Source organism: Mesorhizobium sp. B2-9-1, from assembly GCF_006439455.1.
Classification (GTDB): domain Bacteria; phylum Pseudomonadota; class Alphaproteobacteria; order Rhizobiales; family Rhizobiaceae; genus Mesorhizobium.
On the sequence record NZ_VFTP01000004.1, the window covers coordinates 35,255 to 52,344 of the forward strand.

Sequence of the window (17,090 nt, forward strand, 5' to 3'; positions counted from 1 at the left end):
TTGTTGGGGTGTGCAGGTTCAGGACGGCGAGGAAGCGCGCATGGGAAGCTCGAAGACGGTGAGCTCGCGATCCTCGGTCGGGTGCCGCAGGCGCAGCACGTCGATGCCGAACACCTCGCGGACAAGCGGCTGCGCCAGCGCCTCGCGCGGCGGAGCCAGGGCGTGCAGCCGGGCGTTGCTCATCACCGCGACGCTGGTGGCGAAGGGCGCCACCAGCGCAAGATCGTGCAGCACGGCGACCACGGCCATGTTGAACTCGGCCACCAGCTCGAGCAGCTCGCCGCGAGCGCGCGGGTCAAGATGGTTGGTCGGCTCGTCGAGAAACAGGATTTTCGGCTCCTGCGCGATGGCGCGGGCGAGCTGCGCGCGCTGGCGCTCGCCGCCGGAGAGCGAGCCGACGGTGCGCGCGAGCAACGGCAACAGCCCAGTCCGGCGCAGCGCCTCGACGACGATGTCGCGATCGTCGTGCCGGCGCCTCAGACCGGCGTGCGGGACACGGCCAAGCTCGACATAGTCGATGAGCGCAAGGCGCGGATCCGGCTGGTCCGTCTGACCGACGACGGCGATGCTGAGCGCCCGTTCGGCGGCGGTGATCCTATCCAGCCGGCGTCCGGCAAGGCGAACCTCGCCGCGGCTCGGCGACAACGCCCCGCATAACATGCGCAGCAGAGTTGTCTTGCCGGCGCCATTGGGGCCGATGATGGCCAGCCGCTCGCCCGCCGCCAGCGACAGGCTGACATCCTCGACCAACGTCCGGCCATTTGCCGTGGCGCGCAAATCGCGGGCTTCGAGCAGGAGCGCGCTCACCGGACCAGCTCCCTGGCCTTGCCCGCGGTGGGGATGCGCGCCAGTATCTTGCCGGCGAGCCTTGCCGGGCGCTGGCCGGAATTGCACCAGCCGTCGGGCAGCGAGGCATAGAGCCTGGCAAATTCGACCAGCGCGCCGGCGTCGGTGCCGCTGTCGATGGAACCGAAGAGATAGCTGGCCTTGCCTTGCGCGTTGAAGGCCACGGTCAGCGGGCGCGAGCAGCCGGCCATGCAGTCGACGGTTTCGACAGCAAATGACGACGCCAAAGTCTCGGCAAGCCTTGAGCGAAGGTCGGCGCACAAATCCCCGCCGGACCTACGCCCGGTCACGGTATCGCGGCACAGCGAACAGACGATGATGCGATGGCTAAAGACGTCCGGCATTTCCGTCACTTTCCAAAAATGGCGGCGGAAGGATGCCGGACGAACCGGCCGACAAGACCGGTGTCCGCGTCTCCTCCCGGCACACCCCGTCCGGTCAACTCGTGTCGATGGCAGGTCTCCTGGCTCGCGGGTCGTTACGCCATCCGCCTTCCCAGCCTTGCCGGCCAGTGGCGTTTCGGATGGAGCTCGCCGCTCACAGTTGCGGGGGCAGCCACGGCCTCGACTCGGATGAGCCTCACCGTGTTCCCTTTTCACCCCTCGCCTTGCGGCTCGGGGACCATGACGCAGCTATCGTAGGTTGTCCCCGTGCGAGTCGCAACGGGCCTTCGTCCGCCCCTCGTGCGAAAGACATGGCAGGATCGCTGGGTCGTTGCCGCAAGTCGTTTATTTCCCTTTGATATGTAATAACATTACCAGCTAGAATACATTGCCGTGGCTTGTCAACTCGTTCGACTTCGCTCAAAGCGCAATTTCGATCAAACTGGCCGGCGGCGCGGGGGCTAGTGTCGCCGAGCCAAATGCGAGGAGCCATGAACCCGACTGAGAAAGCGCTGTGGTTTGTCGAAAGCCACCTGCCCGACGCCATCAGCCTTGACGAGATAGCGGCAAGCAGCGGCGTGTCGCGCTTCCATGTGACGCGCGCCTTCGGCGCGGCCACAGGACGGTCGGTCATGGGGTACATGCGGGCACGCCGCTTGAGCGAAGCGGCGCGCAAGCTGGCCGGCGGCGCGCGCGACATTCTCTCGGTCGCGCTCGATGCCGGCTACGGCTCGCATGAGGCGTTCACGCGGGCCTTTCGCGATGAGTTCGGCACCACGCCGGAGTTGGTGCGCGCGCAAGGCTCGACCGAAAACCTCGATCTTGTGGAGCCCATACTGATGGACAGTTCGCTTCTCACCGCACTCGAGCCGCCGCGCTTCGAGACCAGCCGCCCCTTCCTCGTCGCCGGGCTCGGCGAGCGCTACAGCTGCGAGACCAGCGCCGGCATTCCGATGCAGTGGCAGCGCTTCGCCCCCTATATCGGCAACATTCCGGGCGAGGTGCCCGGCGTCTTCTACGGCGTGTGCACGAATGGCGACGATGCCGGCAATTTCGACTATGTCGTCGGCGTCGAGGTTTTGGACTTCTCCGACCTGCCGAAGGATTTCCAACGCGTGCGGGTGCCGGCGCAGAAATATGCGGTGTTCTCGCATCGCGAGCACATCTCGACCATCCGCCGGACCGTCAACACGATCTGGAACAAGTGGCTGCCGGTCTCCGGACACGAGATCGCCGACGCGCCCGAGTTCGAGCGCTACGGGCCCGAGTTCGATGCCCGCACCGGCAATGGCGGGCTGGAGATCTGGGTGCCGGTCAAAGGATGATGGTCTTCCCTTCTCCCCCTGTGGGAGAAGGTGGATCGGCGCGCAGCGCCGAGACGGATGAGGGGTGTTCCAGCGGAGTGAGACGCTGGCATTCCCTGGAGCACCCCTCATCCGTCGCCTTCGGCGACACCTCCCACAGGGGGAGAAGGGAACACCTAAAGCTCGAGATTCCACGTTTGCCCGACAAGATCCTTGCCGAAGGAATGATGGCGTTCTTCCTCGACCAGCTTGAAGCCGGCAGCCTGGTAGATGCGGCGGGCCGAACCAAGGATGTCATTGGTCCAGAGCGTCAGCGTCTTGTAGCCTTTGGCGCGCGCGAAGGCGATGCATTCGTCGACCAGCCGCCGACCGATGCCGAGGCCGCGCGCCGACGGTTCGACGTAGAGCAGCCTGAGCTTCGCGACCTTGGGCGACTTGCGCATGACGAAGACCGAGCCGACCACCTCGCCTTCGCGCTCGGCGATCCAGTTGCGCTCCCATTGCGGGACGAAGTTCTTGACGAATTCACCGAGGATCTCTGCGACCAGAGCCTCGTAGGTCTCGTCCCAACCGTATTCCTGTGCATAGAGCATGCCCTGGCGGTGCGTGACCCAGCCGATGTCGCCGACCTGCAGCGGCCGCAGGATATAGGGCACCTTGGCTTCAGGTCTGTCGCCGAGCAAGTCTTGGACGGTGCGCATAGCCTTGACCAGCCGCTCCTGGTCGGCCGGCGCCAGGCGATCGAGCAGCGTGCGCACCTGGTCATGCGAATCCTGGTTGAGCGGCGCGAAGGCTTCCCTGCCGGCTGGCGTCAGCGCGATCGAGGCGCGGCGCGCGTCGGTCTCACTGGCTTCGCGTCCGACCAGGCCGCGCTCCTCGAATTTCTTCAAGAGCCGGCTGACATAGCCGGGGTCGAGGCCGAGGTCGCGCACCAGGTCGCTTGCGACCAGCCCATCGCGATGGGCGAGCTCGTAAAGCACCCGCGCCTCGGTCAGCGAGAACAGACTTTTCAGCAGGCCCTCGTCGAGCAGGCCGAGCTGGCGGGTATAGAAGCGGTTGAAGGCGCGCACCGCATCGATACGGTCCTTGCCGGGGTGATTGTGGACGGTCATGGGAAATCCTCCTGTCATGGACAGGATCAACCATTTAGTTGACTGAGTCAATAAATACGGCAATTGATGATCTCGCGATAGGTCGAGCCGTTACGGTGGGTGCATCTCGGGCATGGTATTCCCGAATTGGGAAATCTCGCTTGTTCCCAAGATGGGAATACGCTATATGTGGTCATGCAGATCGTCAGCAAGAAAACGCTCGTAACGTTTTGGACCAAGCATCCACAGGCTAAAGCGCCGCTTACCGCCTGGTTCAACGCGTCGAGCAAGGTCGAATGGAAGACCTCGGCGGACATCAAGGCCCAGTTCGGCACGACCGTGGATTTTGTCGCCGACAATCGCGTCGTGTTTGACATAGCCGGCAACAAGTACCGGCTGGTCGTGCATGTGAGCTACACATTCAAGCGGTTGCTGATCAAATTCGTCGGCACCCACGCCGAATATGACAAGATAGACGTGGAGAAGGTGTGATGGAAAACATTCGACCCATTAAGACCGAGGCTGATTACGATTGGGCCATTGCCGAAATCACTCGCTATTTCGACCATGAGCCCGCTGTGGGCAGCCCGGAGGCCGACCGCTTCGATGTGCTGGCTGCCCTGATCGAGGCCTACGAAGCCAAACACTATCCCATCGAAGAAACCGACCCCGTGGATGCGATCGTCGCCCATATGGAAATGGCCAATCTCGATCGGGCAGCGCTCGTGCGACTCTTGGGCTCAGCGTCGCGCGCCTCCGAGATCCTGACCCGCAAACGCGCGCTCACGATGGACATGGCATTCAAGATCAACCGCGAGTGGCATATCCCCGCGGAAGTCCTTATTCATCCGTACCATCTGGCGAACGATGAAAAAGTGACTGCCGCCGGATAACGCGGTCACCCCATCGGCAGCACCGGCCAGAACTCCACGATCCGCCCACCGGCGAATACCGCGATCGCGCCGAAATGCTGCAGCACCGCCTCGCTCTGCGTCGGCCTAAGGAACGCATAGTCGCCGGGTTTCACGCTCGCGCCCGCCGGCAGGCCCATGAACTGCTGGTTGGATGACAGGCCGATCACCCCGTTCGGCTTCATCCCTTCGGGAAACACCGGCTCGGCCATCCACTTGCCGCCATAGAGATAGCAGCCCTTGCGCGGGAAGAGGCCAAGCGCGTGCAGCGTGCGTGAGACCGCTGGCGGACCGGGCAGCATCGGATCGAGCGCCTTGAGGATCGGGGTGGCGATAAAGGCCGCCGACTGGAAGCCCTCCAGGCTGGGCGTGTCGAAATCCTTGGGCAGCACGAAGGCCGAGCCGATCGACACTTCGTTGGCGACGCCACCGCCGTGCAGCAGCGCCGTCTTGGATCCGCCGATGTTGAGGATGCGGTGCTGGTCCGGATCGAGGGCAGCGACGAATTCCGCGGCTTTGGCAGAGGCCCGCTTCAGCGCCTTGGCCACGCCGCCGAACAGGCCCGGTATCTCCGGCGCATGCGCCTCATAGGCCATGATGCCGTCGCAGAGCAGACCTTTTGGAATCGTGAGCGCGTTAATCTCGGCGGGATCACGAAAACCGCCGCGATGCAGGCCGACGTCAACCTCGAAAGCGAAGCGCAATTCGGTGTCGAGCGCGGCAGCGAGCGCGCCATATTCCGCCAGCCGCTCCGGCGTGTCGATCAGCCAGCAGACGCGCGACCACCAGCCGGCGCCGCCCCTGGTCAGCGCGGCCTTGGCGGCACCCACCGGCATCGGCTTGCCGTAGAGAAGATCGCCCTCGGGAAACGCGTCAAGCACGGCCTGCGACAGCGGCGGATGGAAGGTCATGAAGCGTTTGGTGCCAAGCGCCTTGGCAATATGCGAAAGCAACGGCACGCAAGGCAGCGATTTGTCGACCAGCCGCACGCCAAGGCCCGGTGCCAGCCTTTGCTTCACCAGCGCGATGTTGCTGTCCAGCCGGTCGCGATCGAGGACAAGGCAGGGCCGGAAAATCTCGGCGGCCATCAATGCGTCGGACAGGGCGGCGAAATAGGCGCTCATTGTTGGATGCCGAACAGGCCGGCCATGTAGGGCGAGACGAAACGGTTTTGCGGATCGATGTCGCGCCGCACCGCCATCGCATCGTCCCAGCGCGGATAAAGCTTCTTGAAGTCCGCCGCCTTCAGGCTGTGCATCTTGCCCCAATGCGGCCTGCCGCCATACTTGCGGAAGATCGGCTCGGCGGCGCGCATGAAAGGCAGCGGATCATTGGCCGCATCATGGTGGACGGCGACCGAGCAGGTCAGCCTTTTGTAGAATGGCGAAAGCCAGAATTCGTCGGCCGCCACCGAGCGCACCTCCATCGGGAAATAGACTTCCGGGAAATGCTTTTCCGTAAGCGCAATGATCTCGGCCAACGCCTTGGGACCTTCCTCGTAAGGCAAGTGATACTCCATCTCGTTGAATTTGGTGCGACGCTCGCTGGCGTAGACGTTGAGCCAGTCCTGCACATAGTCTTCCGGCGGCACCTTCTTCACCGCCCCCCTGATCAGCGCCCGGCGCAACGACGGCAGCCAACGCAACGCTGTCCGCAGCTTGCGCAAAGTCGCCAGTCCTTCCTCGTCGTCTTCGGTCGGCCGCGTCGTCGGTGCCGCATCGCTGAGATCGCTGGCGATGAACTGGGCATATCCGGCAAATGGAATGTAGTAGAACTCGGCCGAGCGATGCGCGGCCATCATCGTCTCGAAATTTTTGAGCATGTCGCCGATCGGCAGCACCCATTTGCGGCGGCGCAGCCGATAGGTGGCGATGTTGTTCATCGCCACTTCGGTCAGCACGCCGAAGCTGCCCAGCGCGACGCCGGTGGCGTGGATCATGTCCAGGTCGTCTGCCCGGCTGAACTCGCGCAGCTCGCCTTGCCCATCGACGAACTGCACCGCCTCCAATTGCGTGTGATAGGCGCCGAGCGTCGGGCCCGAGCCATGCGTCGCCGTGCTCAGCGCGCCGCCGATCGCCTGGCGGTCGATGTCGCCCATGTTGGGCAGGCCCTGGCCGATGTTCTGCAGGATGTGCATCAGGGCGCCGAGCCGCGTGCCTGCCCTCACCCGGGCACGGTTGTTCGCGGCATCGTGCGAGACCAGCCCCTCGATCTTCTCCAGCGAGACGATGGTGCCGTCGGACTGCACCAGCGGCGTGAAGGAATGGCCGGCGCCGGCGACGCGCAGCGGACCGGGCGCCGAGCGCACCAGTTCGGCCAGCTCGCCGGCATCGGCCGGCGTCGCGATCAATTTCGGGGAAGCCGTGACGAGGCCGGACCAGTTGCTCCAGGGATTTGCCATCTTCACCCCTTTGCTCGGACCCGGCCGAGCCGTCGCGCGACCAGCACGAAAATGCCGAGCAAAAGCACGCTCGCCAAGGCGGCGGCAGCGGCGAATTCGGGCACGGGCCGGAAGTCCGCGCCGTCGATCAGCAGCGATGCGGCGATAGGGCCGATGGCGAGGCCGAAGAGTTGGGCGGCAGGCACCAGCAGCACCGCGGTGCGCGTCTCGTCGGCGGTGATCGCCAGCCGGATCTGGTAAGGCACGATGAAGAGCAGGATGAAGCCCATCACCAGCGCCACGGCCCAGAACACCGAAAGACCCGGGCCGGATGCAAGCAGCAGCGAGCTGATCGCCGCGACGATGCCGATGACGGTGATGGCAAAACGATAGTCGATGCGCGCCTCGAAGCTTGTCGCGGTCATCGCGCCGAGCACCTGCGCGGCAAGGCTCGCCGAAACCATCAAGCCGACAGTGCGGCCATCGATGCCGAACTGCGCGCCGATGGGCTCGAGAAAAGCCCAGACGGCGCCGAAGAACATGAAATAGCAGAAGATCGACAGCAGCGCGGCGATCGCCGGCACGGTCGCCACGTTGGCGAACTGTTCTTCCTTGGGCAGGTCGGCATAGTCGTCCGGCACTGTCCAGGCCACGACGAGCGAAAGCAGGCAGACGATGCCGAGCGCGATGAAGCCGCCGGCCGAGCCCGCTCTCGGCACGGCAAAGAGCGCGAGGATCAGCGCCAGCGCGCATTGCGCCAAGGTCTGCAGCGTGACGAAATAGCCGCCGATGCGCTCGGCCCGGCGCGAGCGGGCGATCAGCTCCGTCGCGACGGCGACCAGCCCGCCCTCCGCGAGGCCGGCCAGCGTGCGCGCGCCGATCAGCGTATTGGGGCTGCCGGCATAGGCGGTCCAGACATTGGCGAGCGCGAGCAGGACGAGCAGCACCGTGCTCTTCCAGCGCATGTTCCTGGCGGGAAGCAGCATCGCCACAACGCCCGAGCCGATCGCTATCGCGATCATCTCGGCGGTGGCGACCAGCGCCAGCTCGTCGCCGGTGACGTGACCTTCGGTGTAGAGCGCACCGAGCAGCACCGGCTGCAGTCCGAGGATGAGGAGGCCGACCGAGCCGATCCACAGCGCCGAGGCCAGCTGCAGGCCCGTCGGGTTGCCGACAAGCCAATCGCCATTTTCCGCTTGCGCGGCTTGCGATGCAGTCACGAGGCGCCCTCCCTTGCAGCTCGATCGAAAAACTGACAAGTTGTCAGCATTTGACGGAACTGATACTTGATCATGTTTCTTGTCAACCGCGAATTCGAGGCTTTCACGAGATTTGGCGCATGACGCAGACAAGGCGAACGGCGACGGAACCGCGGCGCAGGCCGAAGCAGGAGCGCAGTCGCGAGCGCATCGACGCGATCCTCGCCACGACCATGCGGCTGATCGGCGAAAAAGGCATCGACGCGGTGACGATGAAGGAAGTCGGCGCACTCGCCGGCGGGCCGATCGCTACCGTCTATCATTACTTCCCCAGCAAGTCGGCGATCCTGGCGATGCTCTATGAGCGGTTCTCCGAGGAAAGCCGTGCAAGGTTCGGCGCGATCATCGCCGGGATAGGCCGGCTGGACGACGTGACCGACGCGGCCGACCGCCTGCTCGACGATTATCATGGCCGTGTCGCCGCAGACCCGGCCATCCAGGACCTGCAGAACGCCATCCAGGCCGACAAGGCGCTGCAGCATCTCGACATCGCCGAGACGAGGCAACAGGCGAAGATGTTCTGCGATAAGGTCGGGCCGATGCTCCAAGCGGAGCAGCGCGAGGCGTTCGGACGTGTCGTGTTCCTGATCTTCCAGCTCGCCGGCGGCGTCGTGCGGCTGGCGCTGACGCAGGACGAGGCGGAGGGCCGGCGCACGATCGAAGATTATCGTTCGATCATCCACACGCAGTTGCGCTTGTTTCTCTGAGCGCGATCAGGGATCCAGCTTCGGCCCCAGGATTTCCACCAGCCAATCAACAAATACCCTCACCCGTGGCGACAACTGGCGGCTCGGCGGATAGAGCACCGAGATCGGCGTCGGCGTCGGCGGAAAATCGGGAAGCACCTCGACCAGCCGGCCGGCAGCGATATCGTCCGCATAGCGGAGCCTTGGCGCCTGGAACAGCCCGAAGCCCAGCCGGACCAGCGCGGCACTTGTGTCTGAGTTCGCGACGGTGACCCGCGACGGCAGGGTGATTTCGCGAACCTTGCCGTCGACGGTGAATTCCAGCGGCATCACCTGCCTCGTGCGCGAAGACACGAAGCCTATCATCATATGGCCGGCCAGATCGTCCGGCGTGCGCGGCACCCCGTGGCGTTCGAGATAGGCGGGGCTGGCGACGGTGATTTCGCGGGCGATGCCGAGCCGCCGCACGATCATGTCGCTGTCGGGCAGCGTGCCGGCCCTGATGACGCAATCGACGCCTTCGCGCACGAGATCGACGAGGCGGTCGCCTTCGCCGATATGCACGGTCAGGCCCGGATATCTGGCGAGCAGCGCCGGCAATTCCGGCAGTAGGAAGGTGCGCGCCATGTGGCCGTTGACGTCGACGCTGAGCCTTCCCCCCACCTCGTGCGCGCCGAAGCCGCCTTCGGCATCCTCGATGTCGGCCAGGATGCCGATGCAGCGCTGGTAATAGGCTTCGCCGTCGAGCGTCGTCGTGACATGGCGCGTGGTGCGGCGAAGCAATTGCACGCCGAGCCGTTCTTCGAGCTGCTTGATAGCGGCGGTGGCGCTGGAGCGCGGCAGGGCGAGATCGGCGGCGGCCGCAGTGAAGCTGCGCCGTTCCACGACGCGGGTGAAGAGCCGCATGCTGTCGAATCGGTCCATCGCTGATTGTTCGCACATGCTGAATAGTGTTGGCAATCCATGGCCGATTATATCGGCCCACCGGGCGAGTATATGCATCTCCATCCAGATAGAAGGAGATTTCGCCATGACCACCCGCCCCATCGCTCTCATCACCGGCGGTAGCCGCGGCCTCGGCCGCAACACCGCGCTCAACCTCGCCCGCAAGGGCGTCGACGTCGTCCTCACCTATCGCTCGCGCGCCGACGAGGCGAAGACGGCAATCGCCGAGATCGAGGCGGCCGGCGGCCGGGCTGCCGCGCTTGAGCTCGACGCCGGCGCCGTCGCCAGCTTCCCGGCTTTCGTTGAAGCGTTGAAGAAGACGCTTCACGAGACCTGGCAACGCGACCGTTTCGATTATCTCCTCAACAATGCCGGCACCGGTCTGCGCAAGCCAATCGCCGAGACGACGCAAGAGGAGTTCGACACGTTGATGAACATCCACCTCAAGGGCGTGTTCTTCCTCACCCAGGCGCTGCTGCCGCTGATCAACGATGGCGGCCGTATCATCAACGTCTCGAGCGGCCTGGCGCGCTTCTCGGTCCCGGGCTCCGCCGCCTATGCGATGATGAAGGGCGGCGTCGAAGTGTTCACGCGCTACCTCGCCAAGGAACTGGCAGCCCGGCGCATCACCGCCAACACGGTGGCGCCGGGCGCGATCGCGACCGATTTCAACGGCGGCCATGTGCGCGACGACGCCGAGATCAATCGCGTCGTGGCCGACATGACGGCGCTCGGCCGCGCCGGTGTCGCCGACGACATCGGCCCGATGATCGCCTCGCTGCTGTCCGAGGACAATCGCTGGGTCAACGCCCAGCGCATCGAGGTGTCTGGGGGCATGAACATCTAGGCGATCGGTCACTTGACCTGCCGGATCAGTCCTTCGAAGCCGTCGGCAAGATTGGCATTGCCGGCGGCGATGAAGCTCGACAGGTTCCTGGCCCGCCCAGGGGTCTTGTTGGCATCGAGCAGCACCGCCCTGCCCTCATGCATGACGAAGTCGAACTTGCCGTAATCGAAGCCAAGCTGGCGCCGCAGCGCGCGCAGCTCGTCCGGCACGGGCACCGCCTCGCGGCGGATGGTGTCGTCGCCCTTGACCAGGCTCTGCGGCGAGACATGACGGGTGCAGCGCTCGCGCTCGCCGCAGAACAGCCAGAAGCGGGCGCCAATACCGTCCGACGAACCGCAGGAAGTCCGCGCCCTGCGTTGGCCGGTCGCACCTCGACGTTCCACGAGCTCAAATGGCGCGTGGCCATGACCGCCAACGGCGGCGCGCCTGACTACACGATGCCGGTGCGGAGAATCCTGGAGCAATTCGACGCGCTGTTTCCCGATCGTGAAGAGCTGTCGGCTCGAACCGAATGGGAACTGCCGGTCGTCGGAACCATCGACGTCTACCGGAACTCGTCCGTCGTCTACAGCTTCGCTCCGGCGGCAGCGCTGATCAAGGAAGCCGGGACCTTCTTCGATGATGTCCGGCTGGCCTCGACCGGCACATACGGGCTCGCGGAACGCTGCCCGCTGCTGGTGCTGCGTTCGCCGAAGCGCCTTGACTGACGGGCGGGGTTGCTCGTCGGCGCCTCGCGATGGCCGGCGCATTTCGGCCTGGCGTCTCGCAGGAGAAAAATTTCGCGCCGCTGCCCCGTTGCGCGCGCCTTGACTCCGGCAACCCAGCGGCCTATCTCAGCGCCACGTTAGCACTCGCCTTTGGTGAGTGCTAACTTATATCCGGCGGCCTCGCCGGATGGAGGAACAGTTCTCACCGTTCTCATTCGAGGAAGATAACATGGCAAAGTCCAAGTTCCGCCCGCTTCATGACCGCGTGGTCGTTCGCCGGGTCGAATCCGAATCCAAGACCGCCGGCGGGATCATCATCCCGGATACGGCGAAGGAGAAGCCGCAGGAAGGCGAGATCATCGCCGTCGGCTCCGGCGCCCGCGACGAAAGCGGCAAGCTCGTGCCGCTGGACGTCAAGGCCGGCGACCGCATCCTGTTCGGCAAGTGGTCGGGCACTGAAGTCAAGCTCAATGGCGAAGACCTTCTGATCATGAAGGAATCCGACATCATGGGCATCATTGGCTGATCATCGGCCTCACCTGAATCTTCATCTTCGGGCTCTTCCCGAGCCCCTGCCAGGAGCTAAAACATGGCTGCCAAAGACGTAAAATTCTCCCGCGATGCCCGTGAGCGCATGCTGCGCGGTGTCAACATCCTCGCCGACGCGGTGAAGGTCACCCTCGGCCCCAAGGGCCGCAACGTCGTCATCGACAAGTCGTTCGGCGCCCCGCGCATCACCAAGGACGGCGTTACCGTCGCCAAGGAAATCGAGCTTGAGGACAAGTTCGAGAACATGGGCGCGCAGATGGTCCGCGAAGTTGCTTCGAAGACCAATGACATCGCCGGCGACGGCACCACGACCGCAACGGTTCTGGCGCAGTCGATCGTCCAGGAAGGCCACAAGGCGGTTGCCGCCGGCATGAATCCGATGGACCTGAAGCGCGGCATCGACCTCGCCGTTGGCGACGTCGTCACGACGCTGATCAAGAACGCCAAGAAGATCAAGACCTCGGAAGAAGTTGCCCAGGTCGGCACCATCGCCGGCAATGGCGATGCCTCGGTCGGCTCGATGATCGCCGAAGCGATGCAGAAGGTCGGCAATGAGGGCGTCATCACCGTAGAGGAGGCCAAGACCGCCGAGACCGAGCTCGAAGTCGTCGAAGGCATGCAGTTCGACCGCGGCTACCTGTCGCCCTACTTCGTCACCAACGCCGACAAAATGGTTGCGGACCTGGAAGACGCCTACATCCTTCTGCACGAGAAGAAGCTCTCCAACCTGCAGGCCATGCTGCCGATCCTCGAGGCTGTCGTGCAGACCTCGAAGCCGCTGGTCATCATCTCGGAAGACGTCGAAGGCGAGGCCCTGGCCACGCTCGTCGTCAACAAGCTGCGCGGCGGCCTGAAGATCGCCGCCGTCAAGGCGCCGGGCTTCGGCGACCGCCGCAAGGCCATGCTGGAAGACATCGCCATCCTCACCGGTGGCCAGGTCATCTCGGAAGACCTCGGCATCAAGCTCGAGAATGTCGGCCTCAACATGCTCGGCCGCGCCAAGAAGGTGTCGATCTCCAAGGAGAACACCACCATTGTCGACGGGGCAGGCAAGAAGGCCGAGATCCAGGGCCGCGTGTCCCAGATCAAGCAGCAGATCGAGGAGACCACCTCGGACTACGACAAGGAGAAGCTGCAGGAGCGTCTGGCCAAGCTCGCCGGCGGCGTCGCGGTGATCCGCGTCGGCGGCGCGACCGAGATCGAGGTCAAGGAAAAGAAGGACCGCGTCGATGACGCTCTCAACGCGACCCGTGCGGCCGTCGAAGAAGGCATCGTTCCCGGCGGCGGCGTCGCGCTTCTGCGCGCTTCGCTGAACATCAAGGCAACCGGCGCCAACTCCGACCAGACCGCTGGCATCAACATCGTTCGTCGCGCCCTGCAGGCTCCGGCCCGTCAGATCGCGTCCAACGCCGGTGCGGAAGCATCGATCGTTGCCGGCAAGATCCTTGAGAACAAGGGCCCGACCTTCGGCTACAACGCCCAGACCGGCGAATATGGCGACATGATCGCCATGGGTATCGTCGATCCGGTCAAGGTCGTTCGCACGGCTCTCCAGGACGCGGCCTCGGTCGCCGGCCTGCTCGTCACCACCGAAGCCATGATCGCCGAAGCTCCCAAGAAGGAGTCGGCTGGCGGCGGCATGCCTGGCGGCATGGGCGGCGGCGGCATGGGTGGCATGGGCGGCATGGACTTCTAAGAAGTCCATAAAGCACGCCCATCAACCAATGTTGCTCAAGCCCGCAAGCGGGCTTGAGTGGCGGCATGGACTTCTAATCCAGCCGATCTGGCTAACACACGGAAAGGGGCGGCAGAGATGCCGCCCTTTCTCGTTGCGGCGGCCTAGAACGTGCTGCTCCATGGGCAACCCCTGCCCTGCAGCTTCAACCGACTGCCTAAACTTTGTGCAATTCCTCAACAAAATCAGCGCCTTCGATTAAACGCCCGCGATCGTTGCGGCATTTGTCGGACAATATTTTTTAAGATGTCCGCGCCTACTAATGAATAGGGCGTGCTTGATTGCTCGCGCGCTTAGGGGTGTCGGGGTCTTCATCGATGCAAATTCTCCACCGGTTCGTGCGTAACCGTGACGGCAACGTCCTCATCATGTCCGCGCTGCTTTTGCCGCTGCTCGTCGGCATGGCGGCGCTGGTCACCGAATATGGCGGCGCGCTGGTCGAGCGCGCCAGCAACCAGCGCACCGCCGATCTCGCGGCCTTTGCCGGCGCGCTCGCCTACAACAAGACACAGTCGACCGACCGGATGACCGCGGCGGCGGTCAATGTCGCCACGCTCAACGGCGTTCCGGCAGCCGATGTGTCGGCGACGCTGGTCACCTCGCCGAAGACAACCGGCGTGAACGCGGTCTCCGTATCGATCCGTACGCAGAAACAGCTGCTGCTTGCGCGCGTCCTCGACAATCGCCAGCAATTGCAGATCTACGCCAGTTCCGTCGCTGAGCTGGGCTCGCAGCCATCGACACCGGGTTGCATGCTGGCACTGGACGGCACCCAGACGGGCATCACGCTGTCAGGCGGCACGGCCGTCAACGCCCCCAAATGCACGGTCTCGTCGAATAACACGATCACCGTTCCGTGCGGCACCGGCATCTCGGCTATCGGCGTCAACTACAACTCCGCCACGGCCCCGAGCCAGCCTTGCAACGGCATCACCGGACCAAACGGGACGGCGGCGGTGATCACCAAGAAGTCGACTCCCGATCCGCTGGCGGGCAATTCCGCGGTCGCGGCTGCCGTCGCCCGCTTTGCCACCGTGGCGGCGCTCTCGCCAACCGCCGCGCCAGCAGCGCCGACCACCTCGAGCGGCAACAATATCGACTTCGGCTGGACCCAGGGATCAACCCAAGGCCAGGCGAATGCGCTGGGCTGCGCCGCCAGTTGGGCATCGTCGTCATCAACCTGGACGCTGAATTGCGGCAGCAAGACCACGGTCAACCTGGGTACCATCACGATCGGCGGCGGTATCAATCTCAACTTCGCCACCACGGGCGCGGCGACGACCGTCTACAACATCTCCGGCGATCTCACGACCAGCGCCACCACGAAGTTCGGACCGGGCACCTACAATTTCGCGGGCAAGCTGACCACGGCCGGAACCACCACCTTCGGCGCCGGCACCTATAATTTCGGCAAGCAGGTGACAACCACCGGGACTACCACATTCGGTGCCGGCACTTTCAACTTCAGCAAGGGGCTGACGACCGGCTACGGCACCACGGCGTTCGGCGCCGGCACGTTCAAGATCGGCATCAGCGATAACACCTGCGGCGGCATCGCGCGCGTCAGCCTCTGCAACAGCAGCACGCTCACCTTCGGCGGGCCGAGCACATTCGAGCTGCCTGGCGGCATCAACAATGCCGGCGGCGCCACGCTGACTTTCGGCTCGGGCACCTCCAACAGCTACAAGATCGGTCCCGGCGGCAATGGCGATGCCATCACGCTCGGCGGCGGCTCCATCACGATCATGGCCGATGCCACCAGCTCGGGCGTGTTCCAGGTCGTCGGCGATGTGAACGGAGGCGGAGGCGGCAGCTGCTTCGTCGTCCCGGCCACCGCCCAGCACGACATCGAGGGCAACTTCATCGCCTCGGGCGCGGTGCTGCTCGGCGCCGGCGTCTACACGATCGACGGTTACTTCGCGCTGGGCGGGAGCGGCGGCGGCAGCGCCAGCTGCGGCGGCTCGACGATCAGCGTCAGCGGCAACAACGTAACGCTGGTGCTGTCGGGCAAGACCAAGTCGAACTCGGGAAGCTGCAATGGCTATGTCTTCTGCGTGGCCGCCGGCTACAGCAACATCGTGCTGACCGCGCCGCAGATGGGCGCCACGGCGAAGCTTGCCGTGATCGGACCGACGTCGACCTCGGTCACGGCCGGCGCAACCTTCGCCGAAGGCGGTTCCAACGCGCAGATCTCCGGCGCGTTCTATTTCCCTTACGGGCCGATCATCATGAATGGCGGCTCCAGCATCCTGGGTTCGAACACCGATACGACCAAGTGCCTGCAGCTGATCGGTTCCCTGATCACCCTGTCAGGCGGCACGGCGGCCACCTCGGAATGCGTCGCCGCCACCGGCGCTACCACGAGCAGCAAGGTGAGCCTCGTCCAGTGATGCCACGTTTCAAAATCAGCCCAGCATTCGCCCGCTTTCTCCGCCGCGAGACGAGCGGCGCATCGGCCGTCGAGTTCGCGCTGATCAGTCCGGTGCTGATCCTGATCCTTGCCGGGCTGGTCGACATCGGCGCCTCGCTGAAGGCGAAGTTCGATCTGTCCTCGGCGATCTCGGCCGGCTCCAACTACGCGCTGCTTGGCGCCGACAAGGTCAACTCCGCCGGCGGCGGCACGCTTGCCGGCAACATCCTGGCGGTGGTGGCGAACGGGTTGGGCAGCGCCGGGGGCAGCGTCCAGGTCGTCGTCAACAACGGCGCCACAGTCAACTACGACACGAGCAACGGCACAGCGACCCAGACGGGCACCGTCTCCAACGCCGATCTCTGCTATTGCCCGACCGGCAGCGCGGCCAGCGTCACCTGGGGTTCGGCGGTGACCTGCGGCTCGACCTGCCCGGCCGGCGGCATCGGGGGCAAGTTCGTCGCCATCAGCGCAAGCCGGTCCTTCTCGCCGCTGTTCGGCGGCTTCGACGTGGTGAACAGCGGCAACATCACCGTCCGGGCCATGGTGCAGCCGCAATGAGACACGTCCTGGAGCGCTTTGCGGCGAAGTCTTTGATCCCGTTCATCCGCGACCGGTCCGGCGCCAATGCGGTCGAATTCGCCCTGCTTTCGCTGCCGCTCTTGCTGGTGCTGTTCGGCACGGTGGAGTTCGGCCGCATGTACTGGACACAGCACGTGCTGCAGGACACGGCGACAGCCGGCGCGCGGTGCGTCGGCGTGCTGCAGAGCGGCTGCTCGCAAAACGGCACCTACAACGCCGCCAACACCGTTACCTTCATCAGCGGCATGGCTGCGGCGGACGGCATAGCACTCACTGGCACCAACATCAACGTCAACAACAACACGACCTGCTCGGGCCTCAGCGGCTTCACCACCGTGCGGGTCTCCTACACATTCGCGACGGTGCTGCCATCCGTCCTGATCGCCTTGGCCAACGGCCCACAGCTCAGCGCCACGGCCTGCTTTCCCAACCAGGGCGCATGATCCGAAAGATTT

Annotated in this window: 19 protein-coding genes and 1 riboswitch; of the genes, 11 read left to right on the forward strand and 8 right to left on the reverse strand. The window is 64.6% G+C overall.

Annotation, left to right across the window (positions count from 1 at the left end):
* Window positions 1–18: 18 nt before the first annotated feature.
* Window positions 19–807, reverse strand: a complete 789-nt coding sequence (locus FJW05_RS10090; RefSeq protein ID WP_140631111.1) for an ABC transporter ATP-binding protein — start codon at window positions 805–807, stop codon at window positions 19–21.
* Complete coding sequence (locus tag FJW05_RS10095) at window positions 804–1,190, reverse strand: DUF1636 family protein (protein WP_140631114.1); 387 nt, start codon at window positions 1,188–1,190, stop codon at window positions 804–806. The genes FJW05_RS10090 and FJW05_RS10095 overlap by 4 nt, the downstream gene beginning before the upstream one ends.
* Window positions 1,191–1,281: 91 nt before the next feature.
* Window positions 1,282–1,487: riboswitch (cobalamin riboswitch) on the reverse strand.
* 233 nt (window positions 1,488–1,720) lie between these two features.
* Between FJW05_RS10095 and FJW05_RS10100 the strand changes: the two genes are divergently transcribed.
* The gene (locus FJW05_RS10100) at window positions 1,721–2,554 is read left to right on the forward strand and encodes an AraC family transcriptional regulator (RefSeq protein ID WP_140631116.1); all 834 of its coding nucleotides are present in this window, start codon (window positions 1,721–1,723) and stop codon (window positions 2,552–2,554) included.
* Between the two features lie 155 nt (window positions 2,555–2,709).
* Here FJW05_RS10100 and FJW05_RS10105 read toward each other — a convergent pair whose 3' ends face one another.
* Entirely contained in the window at window positions 2,710–3,645 is a 936-nt protein-coding gene (locus tag FJW05_RS10105; RefSeq protein ID WP_140631119.1) for a helix-turn-helix domain-containing GNAT family N-acetyltransferase, read from the reverse strand.
* Window positions 3,646–3,819: 174 nt separating this feature from the next.
* On the opposite strand from FJW05_RS10105, the gene FJW05_RS10110 reads away from it, so the two are divergent.
* Window positions 3,820–4,116, forward strand: coding sequence for a type II toxin-antitoxin system HigB family toxin (locus FJW05_RS10110; protein WP_140542535.1), 297 nt, complete (start codon window positions 3,820–3,822; stop codon window positions 4,114–4,116).
* Complete coding sequence (locus FJW05_RS10115) at window positions 4,116–4,517, forward strand: XRE family transcriptional regulator (RefSeq protein ID WP_140631121.1); 402 nt, start codon at window positions 4,116–4,118, stop codon at window positions 4,515–4,517. Before FJW05_RS10110 ends, FJW05_RS10115 begins: the two co-directional genes overlap by 1 nt.
* A 5-nt stretch (window positions 4,518–4,522) precedes the next feature.
* On the opposite strand, the gene FJW05_RS10120 is transcribed toward FJW05_RS10115, so the two are convergent.
* Genes FJW05_RS10120 through FJW05_RS10130 form a run of 3 tightly spaced genes read right to left on the reverse strand, consistent with a single transcriptional unit; the run spans window position 4,523 to window position 8,135 of the window.
* The gene (locus tag FJW05_RS10120; protein WP_140631124.1) at window positions 4,523–5,659 is read right to left on the reverse strand and encodes an alanine racemase; all 1,137 of its coding nucleotides are present in this window, start codon (window positions 5,657–5,659) and stop codon (window positions 4,523–4,525) included.
* Complete coding sequence (locus FJW05_RS10125) at window positions 5,656–6,936, reverse strand: D-arabinono-1,4-lactone oxidase (RefSeq protein WP_140631127.1); 1,281 nt, start codon at window positions 6,934–6,936, stop codon at window positions 5,656–5,658. The genes FJW05_RS10120 and FJW05_RS10125 overlap by 4 nt, the downstream gene beginning before the upstream one ends.
* Before the next feature lie 2 nt (window positions 6,937–6,938).
* Window positions 6,939–8,135, reverse strand: coding sequence for an MFS transporter (locus tag FJW05_RS10130; RefSeq protein ID WP_140631129.1), 1,197 nt, complete (start codon window positions 8,133–8,135; stop codon window positions 6,939–6,941).
* Between the two features lie 119 nt (window positions 8,136–8,254).
* Between FJW05_RS10130 and FJW05_RS10135 the strand changes: the two genes are divergently transcribed.
* Window positions 8,255–8,881 carry a TetR/AcrR family transcriptional regulator gene (locus FJW05_RS10135; RefSeq protein ID WP_140631132.1) on the forward strand — a complete coding sequence of 209 codons (627 nt, stop codon included), beginning with the start codon at window positions 8,255–8,257 and terminating at the stop codon, window positions 8,879–8,881.
* A 6-nt stretch (window positions 8,882–8,887) separates the two neighbouring features.
* On the opposite strand, the gene FJW05_RS10140 is transcribed toward FJW05_RS10135, so the two are convergent.
* Window positions 8,888–9,784 (reverse strand): LysR family transcriptional regulator, encoded by an 897-nt coding sequence (locus tag FJW05_RS10140; RefSeq protein ID WP_140631134.1) that lies wholly within the window; start codon window positions 9,782–9,784, stop codon window positions 8,888–8,890.
* A 106-nt stretch (window positions 9,785–9,890) separates the two neighbouring features.
* Between FJW05_RS10140 and FJW05_RS10145 the strand changes: the two genes are divergently transcribed.
* Window positions 9,891–10,652: an SDR family oxidoreductase gene (locus FJW05_RS10145; protein WP_140631137.1), complete on the forward strand. Its 762-nt coding sequence runs from the start codon at window positions 9,891–9,893 to the stop codon at window positions 10,650–10,652.
* An 8-nt stretch (window positions 10,653–10,660) separates the two neighbouring features.
* Here the strand turns inward: FJW05_RS10145 and FJW05_RS10150 are convergent, their stop codons facing one another.
* Window positions 10,661–11,035, reverse strand: coding sequence for a hypothetical protein (locus FJW05_RS10150; RefSeq protein WP_246673324.1), 375 nt, complete (start codon window positions 11,033–11,035; stop codon window positions 10,661–10,663).
* 21 nt (window positions 11,036–11,056) lie between these two features.
* On the opposite strand from FJW05_RS10150, the gene FJW05_RS10155 reads away from it, so the two are divergent.
* The 6 genes from FJW05_RS10155 (at window position 11,057) to FJW05_RS10180 (ending at window position 17,078) form a co-directional block, all read left to right on the forward strand.
* Window positions 11,057–11,359, forward strand: coding sequence for a hypothetical protein (locus FJW05_RS10155; protein WP_181164899.1), 303 nt, complete (start codon window positions 11,057–11,059; stop codon window positions 11,357–11,359).
* 229 nt (window positions 11,360–11,588) lie between these two features.
* On the forward strand, window positions 11,589–11,885 hold the full coding sequence (gene groES / locus FJW05_RS10160) for a co-chaperone GroES (RefSeq protein WP_010915433.1): 297 nt from the start codon (window positions 11,589–11,591) through the stop codon (window positions 11,883–11,885).
* Window positions 11,886–11,948: 63 nt separating this feature from the next.
* Complete coding sequence (groL, locus tag FJW05_RS10165; protein ID WP_140542511.1) at window positions 11,949–13,604, forward strand: chaperonin GroEL; 1,656 nt, start codon at window positions 11,949–11,951, stop codon at window positions 13,602–13,604.
* A 356-nt stretch (window positions 13,605–13,960) separates the two neighbouring features.
* The gene (locus tag FJW05_RS10170) at window positions 13,961–16,033 is read left to right on the forward strand and encodes a TadE/TadG family type IV pilus assembly protein (RefSeq protein WP_281405767.1); all 2,073 of its coding nucleotides are present in this window, start codon (window positions 13,961–13,963) and stop codon (window positions 16,031–16,033) included.
* On the forward strand, window positions 16,033–16,614 hold the full coding sequence (locus tag FJW05_RS10175; RefSeq protein WP_140631139.1) for a TadE/TadG family type IV pilus assembly protein: 582 nt from the start codon (window positions 16,033–16,035) through the stop codon (window positions 16,612–16,614). The genes FJW05_RS10170 and FJW05_RS10175 overlap by 1 nt, the downstream gene beginning before the upstream one ends.
* Window positions 16,611–17,078 carry a TadE/TadG family type IV pilus assembly protein gene (locus FJW05_RS10180; protein WP_140631141.1) on the forward strand — a complete coding sequence of 156 codons (468 nt, stop codon included), beginning with the start codon at window positions 16,611–16,613 and terminating at the stop codon, window positions 17,076–17,078. The genes FJW05_RS10175 and FJW05_RS10180 overlap by 4 nt, the downstream gene beginning before the upstream one ends.
* Window positions 17,079–17,090: the final 12 nt, after the last annotated feature.